The sequence below is a fragment of the Streptomyces sp. NPDC057474 genome, assembly GCF_042802555.1.
Taxonomy (GTDB): Bacteria; Actinomycetota; Actinomycetes; order Streptomycetales; family Streptomycetaceae; genus Streptomyces.
Window position 1 is genome coordinate 18289 of sequence record NZ_JBHVDX010000134.1, and the last position, 9194, is coordinate 27482.

Sequence of the window (9194 nt, forward strand, 5' to 3'; positions counted from 1 at the left end):
AGAGGGCGAGGTCAGGCGACAGTAACCGCTCTCTACGGTAGGCGGGCGCTCGCGAGGAGGTCAATGAACCGGACCGAGCACAGGGCGGAGAGGATGGCCCTCGACAGCTACGCCAGCGGAGGACATCAGGCATGACGACCGAGACCATCACCAACTGGGCCGGGAACATCACGTACACCGCCGAGGAGCTGCACCGGCCGCCCTCCGTCGACGCGCTGCGGGCCCTGGTCGCGGGCAGCGAGCGGGTGCGGGTGCTGGGCAGCGGGCACTCGTTCAACGAGATCGCGGAGGCCGGCCCCGAGGGCGTCCTGCTCTCCCTGACCGGGCTGCCGCCGGCGATCGAGGTGGACACGGCGGCCCGTACGGTACGGGTCGGGGGCGGGGTCAGATACGCGGAGCTGGCCCGCGCGGTGCACGCCCACGGTCTCGCCCTGCACAACATGGCCTCCCTCCCGCACATCTCCGTGGCGGGCTCGGTGGCCACCGGCACCCATGGTTCGGGGGACGGGAACGGTCCGCTCGCGGCGGCCGTGCGCGAGGTCGAGCTGGTCACGGCGGACGGTACGACGCTGACGCTCGCGCGCGGTGACGACCGCTTCGGCGGGGCGGTCACCTCGCTCGGCGCCCTCGGCGTGGTCACCGCGCTCACCCTCGATCTGGAGCCGGCCTTCGAGGTGAGTCAGCATGTCTTCGGTGAACTCCCCCTGGCAGGGCTGGACTTCGACACTGTGTCGGCGTCGGCGTACAGCGTGAGTCTCTTCACCCGCTGGCAGCACTCCGGCTTCGACCAGGTGTGGGTCAAGCGGCGCCTGGACCGGTCCACGGCGGACTTCCCATGGGCCGCGCCCGCGACCGAGGCGATGCATCCGGTGCCGGGGATGCCGGCGGTGAACTGCACCGAGCAGTTCGGGGTGCCCGGTGCGTGGCACGAGCGGCTGCCGCACTTCCGGGCCGAGTTCACGCCGAGCAGCGGGGACGAGCTGCAGTCGGAGTATCTGCTGCCGCGTACGTTCGCCGTGGAGGCGTTGCAGGCGCTCGACGGGATCCGGCACGTCGTCGCGCCGGTGCTGCAGGTCTGCGAGGTCCGGACGATGGCCGCCGACGAGCAGTGGATCGGTCCCGCCCAGGGGCGGGACACGGTCGCGCTGCACTTCACGTGGATCGCGGACGCGGCGCCCGTGCTGCCGGTGGTGCGGCGGGTGGAGGAGGTGCTCGCGCCGTTCGACGCGCGACCGCACTGGGGGAAGGTGTTCACGGTTCCGGCGGCCGAACTGAGGCGGCTGTACCCCCGGCTGGGTGACTTCCGGAGGGTGGCCGACGGGCTGGACCCGGCGGGCAAGTTCCGCAACACCTTCGTACGGGACGTTCTCGGCGCATGAGACCGGTCGGCTCGCGCGGCCCTCACCAGGTGACTCGCCGCGCGGTCGGTCTCCGGCCACGGTGCGGGGCCGCTCGGGGAGACTTCGTAAACCCCCTTTCCTAACCCCTTGTCGAAAGCCCATCCGCGCCATAGCCTGGCGCGGCGCCGGGGCAACAGGCCTCGTCCTGGCCTGGAGGGATCGAGGGGATCATGTCGTCGGTGAAGCGCACCTCACGCGACATTCGCACCGCGAACCGTTACGAGGTGCTGCGCCAGATCATCGCCAAGTCTCCCACCTCCCGGCAGGAGCTGGCGGCGGCCACCGGGCTGAGCCTGGCCACGGTCGCCACGCTCGTCGGTGAGCTGCTCGACCTCCGCATGATCACCGAGGTCGGGTTCGAGGACTCGGCCGGGGGCCGTCCCCGTGGACTGGTGGCGGTCAACGCGTCGGGGGGCGCGTTGATCGGCGTCGACATCGCGGAGACGTACGTCCATGTCGAGCTGTTCGACCTGGCCCTGAACGTCCTGGCGCGTGCCGAGGAGGACGTGCGCGCAGGTGAGAGCCTGCCCGAGCAGATGGTGGGCCATGTGGCCGCCGCCGTCGGTTCGGTGGTCGCGCAGGCCGGTATCGAGGGTGCCCGGGTGCTCGGCGTCGGGGTAAGCGTGCCGGGGCAGGTGGACCGCGCCACCGGCATCTCGGAGTACGCGCCCAACTGGGACTGGCACGACGTGCCGCTGCTGGACCTGCTGACCGAGCACATCGCCTATCCCCTGTACCTGGACAACCCGCTGCGCGCCGTCGCGGTGGCCGAGCTGTGGTTCGGGGCCGCGCGCGGGCGCGGGGACGCCGTGATCGTCAACCTCGGGACCGGTGTGGGCGCCGGGCTCGTCCTGGGCGGCGGGCTGCACCGGGGGGTGAGCAACAGCGCCGGGGAGTGGGGCCACACGACGATCGTGCTGGACGGCCGGCTGTGCCACTGCGGCAACAACGGGTGCGTGGAGACGTATGTGGGCGCCCCCGGGATCATGCTGAACCTCCGGGAGCTGAGCCCGCGCAGCACGCTCCTCCATCCCGAGGACCAGACGGCCACCATCGCGGCGCTCGCGCAGGGCGTGGCCCGGCAGGACCCGGTGGCGGTCAAGGTGGTGCGGGACACCGCCCGATATCTGGGTGCGGGGATCGCCGACCTGGTCAATCTGTTCAATCCCGAGGTGGTCGTGCTCAGCAGCTGGGTCGCGGCCGCCCTGGGCGAGCCCCTGGTCGCGGAGGTGCGCGAGGCCGTCGCCCGGCACGCGCTGCCGCGTCCGATGGCCGCCACCGAGATCGTCCTGTCCCTGATCCCGACGGACCCGGCGTGCCTGGGCGCGGCGACGTTCGCGCTCGAAGGGGCGCTCCAGTCGGTCGGGCAGAAGCCGGGCACACGCGCCGCCCCGGCGACGAGCAAGCCGGTCATGCGACGCCGAGAACGCGCTGAAGAGCGCGAACGTCTCCAGCGACACCCCTGAGCCGAGGGCCGCCGGACCCTGACCCGGCGGCCCTCACCCCCTCGCCAACCCCTTTGCACCGCACGGACGTTCGGAACACCGAACCGAATACAACGCTTCGAACAGACTTCGTCCAACCCCTTGCCGAAGCCTTAGCCGAAGGTTAACGTCCCGCACCGCAAGCCTCTTTGAGCCACTGCGCCAACCGGCACTGAGCCGCCGAGCCATCAGGCACAGAGCCACAGCCGTACTCGAGACAAGGACGTCAGCATGTCGGCATTGAGCAACAGCAACTTCGACCGTCGCTCCGTACTGCGGGCCGCCATGGGCCTGGCCGCCGCCGGCGGACTGGCCGCGTGCGGCGGCAACACCGGCAGAAGCAGCGGCGGGGGCGCCGGTCTCACGCAGTACTTCCACGCGTACGGCGAGGCCGGGACCGAGCAGGCCATCAAGAAGTACGCGAAGGCCTACAAGGGCTCCAACGTCACCACGCAGTGGATCACCGGCTCCAACTTCGAGAGCAAGCTGTTCGCCTCGCTGCTCACGGACAAGGCTCCCGACTGCTTCGAGTTCCACCCGCAGCTGCAGATGATCGAGAGCGGCCAGGTCGCGGACCTGAGCGACCTGATCAACCCGGTCAAGGACGACTTCAACCCGGCCGACATCGCGTCCCACACGGTGGACGGGAAGATATACGGCATCCGGATGATCGACGACCCGCAGTTCTTCTTCTACCGCAAGTCGATGTTCGAGAAGGCCGGCGTCGAGGTCCCGCAGACGCTGGAGGAACTGGTCGAGGCCGCCGCCAAGCTGACCACGGACAAGGTCAAGGGCGCCTACCTCGGCAACACCCTGCACTCGATCATCAGCCCGCTGATCTGGTCGGCCGGCGCGCAGCACCTCGACGACAAGAACCAGATCGCCTACCACACGGACGCGGTGGTCGACGGCCTGAAGCAGCTGCGCAAGCTGTTCACCAGCGGGGATCTGCTGCTCGACGCCCCGACCGACTTCTGGGACCCGTCCGCGCTCAACCAGGGCCTGACCGCCATGCAGTGGTGCGGCATGTGGGCGATGCCGCAGATGCAGGAGGCGCTCGGCGACGACCTCGGCATCTTCCCGTTCCCGAAGGTCGGCGACGCGGGCAAGCTCTCGGTCTACAACGGCGGCTGGTCGATGTTCGTCAACGCCAAGAGCAAGAACCTCGAAGCCACCAAGGAATACGTGAAGTGGCTGTGGATCGACCAGAAGGAGTACCAGGAGGACTGGGCGCTCTCCTACGGCTTCCACATCCCGCCGCGCACCTCGATCGCGGAATCCGCCGACAAGCTGAAGTCGGGTCTGCCCGCCGAGGGCGTCAAGCTCTTCAACGAGTACGGCAACTTCGACAACATCGGCTGGACCCAGGCGAGCATCACCGCCCTGGAGGACGTCCTCGCCAACTCCGTGCGCAAGGGCGGTGACCCGGACGCGGAGCTCACCAAGGCCGACGCGAAGGTCAACAAGGAGCTGAAGAAGCTCTTCGGATAGACCGGCGGACAGGTACTCACGACATGTCGACCATCACCAAGGACGGCGTCTCCAGCCCCGCCCCGGCCAAGGCCTCACCGGCCAAGCCGCGGCGGGGGCTGCGGGGCTCCCCCACCTTCAACTTCTGGCTCTTCACCGGGCCGTTCCTGATCGGCCTGGCGGTCTTCGTCTATCTGCCGATCCTGTGGAGCCTGTATCTGTCGTTCTTCGAGGCCCGTTTCACGGTCACCCCGAGCACGTTCGTCGGCCTCGACAACTATGTGACGATGCTGACCGACAAGGACTTCATGGGGTCCCTCGTCACCTTCACGATCTTCGCCGCGTTCATCGTGCCGACCACCTGGGCGGCCTCGCTGGGGCTGGCGCTGATGGTGAACCGGCTGCGGTTCATGCGGGCGTTCTTCCGGTCGGTGTTCTTCCTGCCGACGGCGGTCAGCTATGTCGCCGCCTCGCTGGTCTGGAAGATGTCCATCTTCAACGGTGTCCGCTTCGGTCTCGCGAACACCTTCCTGGGCCTCTTCGGCATCGACAACACCGCGTGGCTGGCCAGCCCCGACCCGCCGTGGTACTGGCTGGTCATCCTGAGCGTACGGCTGTGGCTCCAGGCCGGCTTCTACATGATCCTCTTCATCGCGGCCCTGCAGAACATTCCGCAGGAGCTGTACGAGGCCGCCTCCATCGACGGCGCGAAGCCCGGCTGGCAGACCTTCTGGCACATCACCCTGCCGCAGCTGCGGGCGACCTCCACCGCCGTGATCCTGCTGCTGCTCGTGGCGGCGTACCAGGCGTTCGACGAGTTCTTCAACCTGTTGTCGAAGACCACCTGGGGCAGACCGCCCCTGGTCGAGCTGTACTACAAGGCGCTCGGTGAGAGCCAGGACTACGGCGCGGGCAGCGCGGGTGCGCTGATCCTCACCGTACTGATCTGCCTCGTGACCCTGCTCCAGGGCAAGTTCCTGGGATTCGGAAGGGGTGAGGAGTCCAAGTGACCACCACCACGACACCGCCGGCGGACCGAGCGGACCGGGTGGACGTCTCGGCCAAGCCGCGTCGCGTCCGGACCGGCAGTGTGATCGGCTCGACCGGTCTTTACATCGCCACCGGCTTCGCCGCGCTCCTCTTCCTGATCCCGTTCTATCTGATCGTCCGCAACGCGCTGATGACGGACCCGGAGATCACGGGCGAGGAATGGAAGTGGTTCCCCACCGACATCCAGTGGGGCAACTTCAGCGAGCCGTTCGACGACCCGTCGGTCGACTTCGCGCGCTCGCTGTGGAACTCGGCGGTCATCGGCGTCCTGCACACCGTGGGCACCCTGCTGGTCTGCTCGCTGGCCGGCTACGGCCTGGCACGCATCCCGTACAAGCACGCCAACAAGGTCTTCTACGCCGTCCTCGGCACCCTGATGGTCCCGACCGCCGTGACGTTCGTGCCCAGCTTCGTGCTGGTGTCGTCCCTCGGCTGGATCGACACCTACCGGGGTCTCATCATTCCGGGCCTCTTCAGTGGTTTCACGTGCTTCCTGTTCCGGCAGTACTTCCTGGGGTTCCCCAAGGAGCTGGAGGAGGCGGCGCGCGTGGACGGGCTCGGTTACATGGGCGCGTACTGGCGGGTCGTCGTACCCAACTCGCTGAACTTCTTCGCCGCGATGGCGACGATCACGTTCATCAGCGGGTGGAACTCCTTCCTGTGGCCCCTGGTCATCGGCCAGGACCCGAGCGCGTGGACCGTCCAGGTCGCGCTCTCGAACTACATGACCGGCCAGACCGTCAACTTCCATCTGATCTTCATGGCCACGGCCATTTCCATCCTGCCCCTGGTGTTCGTCTTCCTCTTCCTCCAGCGCTGGCTGGTGCAGGGCATCGCGCAGACTGGCATCAAGGGTTAGGACCAAGCGAGGAGACCGATGTCCATCCGCACCACCACATCGTCCGTCGACTACGTCGAGGACGTGTCACCCGGCCGGGGGGCACTTCCGCCCCGCGCCTGGTACGCGTCCTCCGACGCCCAGTCCCTGTCGCTGAACGGGAGCTGGCGCTTCCGGCTCTCCGCGACCGCCGACGCCGAGGACGACTCGTTCGCGGCGCAGGGGTACGACGCCGGGGGCTGGGCCGAGGTGGCCGTCCCCGGCCACTGGGTGCTGCAGGGCGACGGGGCCTTCGGGGCGCCGATCTACACCAACCACCTGTACCCCTTCCCGGTGGACCCGCCGAGGGTGCCGACGGAGAACCCGACCGGCGACCATCTGCGGTCCTTCGACCTGCCGGAGGGGTGGCCCGCTCTTTCCGAGGGCGGGGCGGTGCTGCGCTTCGACGGTGTGGAGTCCTGCGCCCGGGTGTGGCTGAACGGTACGGACATCGGTGAGTTCAAGGGTTCCCGGCTGCCGCACGAGTTCGCGGTCGGGCACCTGCTCAAGCCGGCGGGGAACGTCCTCGCCGTCCGGGTCCACCAGTGGTCGGCGGGCTCCTATCTGGAGGACCAGGACCAGTGGTGGCTGCCCGGCATCTTCCGGGACGTCACCTTGCTGCACCGCCCGGCGGGCAGCGCCCTCGACTTCTTCGTGCACGCCTCGTACGACCACGTGGGCGGCATCGGGACCCTCCGTGTCGACTCCGACGTCGACGGCCGGGTCCTCGTGCCCGCCCTCGACATCGATGTCGCGACCGGTGAGTCCGTGACCGTGCCGGTCGAGCCGTGGACGGCCGAGACGCCCAGGCTCTACGACGGTGAACTGGTCACCGAGGGCGAGCGCGTCCCGCTGCGGATCGGCTTCCGCACGGTCGTCCTGGAGGACGGCCTGCTCAAGGTCAACGGCAGGGCGATCCTCTTCAAGGGCGTCAACCGGCACGAGTGGCACCCGCAGAAGGGCCGCGCCCTCGACCTGGAGACCATGCGCGAGGACGTGCTGCTGATGAAGCGGCACAACCTCAACGCGGTCCGCACCTCGCACTACCCGCCGCACCCGGCCTTCCTCGACCTCTGCGACGAGTACGGCCTCTGGGTGATCGACGAGTGCGACCTGGAGACCCACGGCTTCACCGAGCAGAACTGGCGGGACAACCCCGTCGACGACGACCGCTGGACCCCGGCCCTCCTGGACCGCGCGGCCCGTATGGTCGAGCGCGACAAGAACCACCCCTCGGTGGTCATCTGGTCCCTCGGCAACGAGGCCGGCACCGGCCGCGGCCTCACCGCCATGGCCGAGTGGATCCACGGCCGCGACGGCTCGCGCCTCGTGCACTACGAGGGCGACTGGGACTGCCGCGACACCGACATCTACTCCCGGATGTACGCCGACCACGCCGAGACCGAGCGCATCGGCCAGGGCCTGGACGGCGGCACCCACAAGCGCCGCGGGCTCCCCTTCATCCAGTGCGAGTACGGCCACGCCATGGGCAACGGCCCCGGCGGCCTCGCCGACTACCAGCGCATCTTCGAGGCCCACGACCGCATCCAGGGCGGCTTCATCTGGGAGTGGATCGACCACGGCGTCAAGCACCCGGCGCTGGGCTACGCCTACGGCGGCGACTTCGGCGAGGAGCTGCACGACGGCAACTTCGTCTGCGACGGCCTGATCTTCCCGGACCGGACGCCGTCCCCCGGCCTGATCGAGTTCAAGAAGGTCATCGAGCCGGTCCGCATCGAGGGCGACGGCTCGGCCGGGACGGTCCGCGTGCGCAACGCCTTCGACTTCGCGGACCTGTCCTCGCTGGCCTTCGAGTGGTCGTACCAGGTCGACGGCAAGACGGTGGAGGCGGGCACCCTCTCGGTGCCCGCCCTGAAGCCCGGCGAGTCGGCCGAGGTGAAGCTGCCGCAGCCGCCGTCCGGCGGACCGGCCGGCGAGGGGCTGTGGACCGTACATGCGCTGCTGGCCGAGGACACGGCCTGGGGCAAGAAGGATCACCAGGTCGCGTGGGCCCAACTGCCGGTAGTGGAGCGGCCGTTGCCCACGGTGGCGCCGGGTGACGGTCCCACGGCGAGCGAGAAGCTGATCTACCTCGGTCCGGCCTCGTTCGACGTCCGCACCGGCGCGCTGAAGACCATCGGCGGCCTCGATGTGACCGGGCTGCGCCTGGACGTGTGGCGGGCGCCGACCGACAACGACAGCGGGGCACCCTGGCAGCCGGACCTGCGGTACGGCGAGCTGTGGCGCAAGTTCGGCTTCCACCGCATGCAACACCGCCTGGACGCGGTGGAGTTGGGGGAGGACGCGCTGACCGTACGGACCCGGGTGGCGCCGGCCGCCTGGGAGATCGGCCTGCGCACGACGTACCGGTGGACCGCCGACGACACCCGGCTCAAGCTGACCGTGTCGGTGGACCCGGAGGGCGACTGGACCGTTCCACTCCCGAGGCTCGGCATCCGCTTCGGGCTGTCGTCGGCGGACGCGGTGAAGTGGTACGGCGGCGGCCCGGGCGAGGGCTACCCCGACACCAAGTCGGCGTCCATGCTGGGCCGTTGGCACTCCACGGTCGACGAGCTCCAGACCCCGTACGTCCGCCCGCAGGAGAACGGCGCCCGTCCCGACGTCCGCTGGGCGGAGCTGGGCGGACTGCGCGTCGACGGCGACCCGGAGTTCTGGTTCACGGCCCGCCGGTGGACGACGGAGCAGTTGGACGCCGCCGAGCACCTGACCGACCTCCGGGCCGGCGAGACGGTCTGGGTCAACCTCGACCACGGCCAGATGGGCATCGGCTCCCAGTCCTGCGGACCGGGCGCACTGCCGGAGTACCACCTACTGGCGGGGCCGACGGAGTTCTCGTTCGTGTTCTCGGAGATCCGCTGATCTGACGGGCGCGCGAAGGGTGCCGTGAGGCAC

6 protein-coding genes are annotated in these 9194 nt (G+C 69.2%); all 6 read left to right on the top strand.

The features are described 5' to 3' along the window. Positions 1-131 precede the first annotated feature (131 nt). The 6 genes from ACFU53_RS30360 (at position 132) to ACFU53_RS30385 (ending at position 9161) form a co-directional block, all read left to right on the top strand. Positions 132-1379, top strand: coding sequence for an FAD-binding protein (locus ACFU53_RS30360; protein ID WP_383999287.1), 1248 nt, complete (start codon positions 132-134; stop codon positions 1377-1379). 191 nt (positions 1380-1570) lie between these two features. Continuing rightward, positions 1571-2866: an ROK family transcriptional regulator gene (locus ACFU53_RS30365; RefSeq protein ID WP_383999290.1), complete on the top strand. Its 1296-nt coding sequence runs from the start codon at positions 1571-1573 to the stop codon at positions 2864-2866. Between the two features lie 249 nt (positions 2867-3115). Then, positions 3116-4375, top strand: a complete 1260-nt coding sequence (locus ACFU53_RS30370) for an ABC transporter substrate-binding protein (RefSeq protein ID WP_383999293.1) — start codon at positions 3116-3118, stop codon at positions 4373-4375. Between the two features lie 23 nt (positions 4376-4398). Next, positions 4399-5364, top strand: coding sequence for a carbohydrate ABC transporter permease (locus ACFU53_RS30375; RefSeq protein ID WP_383999296.1), 966 nt, complete (start codon positions 4399-4401; stop codon positions 5362-5364). Then, a complete protein-coding gene (locus ACFU53_RS30380; protein WP_383999299.1) occupies positions 5361-6263 on the top strand; it encodes a carbohydrate ABC transporter permease in 903 nt (300 codons plus the stop codon). The genes ACFU53_RS30375 and ACFU53_RS30380 overlap by 4 nt, the downstream gene beginning before the upstream one ends. A gap of 18 nt (positions 6264-6281) precedes the next feature. Then, a complete protein-coding gene (locus ACFU53_RS30385) occupies positions 6282-9161 on the top strand; it encodes a glycoside hydrolase family 2 TIM barrel-domain containing protein (RefSeq protein WP_383999302.1) in 2880 nt (959 codons plus the stop codon). Positions 9162-9194 lie beyond the last annotated feature (33 nt).

Coding starts and splice junctions, on each gene's coding strand:
- ACFU53_RS30360 (WP_383999287.1), top strand. CDS start 132: ATGACGACCGAGACCATCACCAACTGGGCCGGGAACATCACGTACACC.
- ACFU53_RS30375 (WP_383999296.1), top strand. CDS start 4,399: ATGTCGACCATCACCAAGGACGGCGTCTCCAGCCCCGCCCCGGCCAAG.
- ACFU53_RS30370 (WP_383999293.1), top strand. CDS start 3,116: ATGTCGGCATTGAGCAACAGCAACTTCGACCGTCGCTCCGTACTGCGG.
- ACFU53_RS30365 (WP_383999290.1), top strand. CDS start 1,571: ATGTCGTCGGTGAAGCGCACCTCACGCGACATTCGCACCGCGAACCGT.
- ACFU53_RS30385 (WP_383999302.1), top strand. CDS start 6,282: ATGTCCATCCGCACCACCACATCGTCCGTCGACTACGTCGAGGACGTG.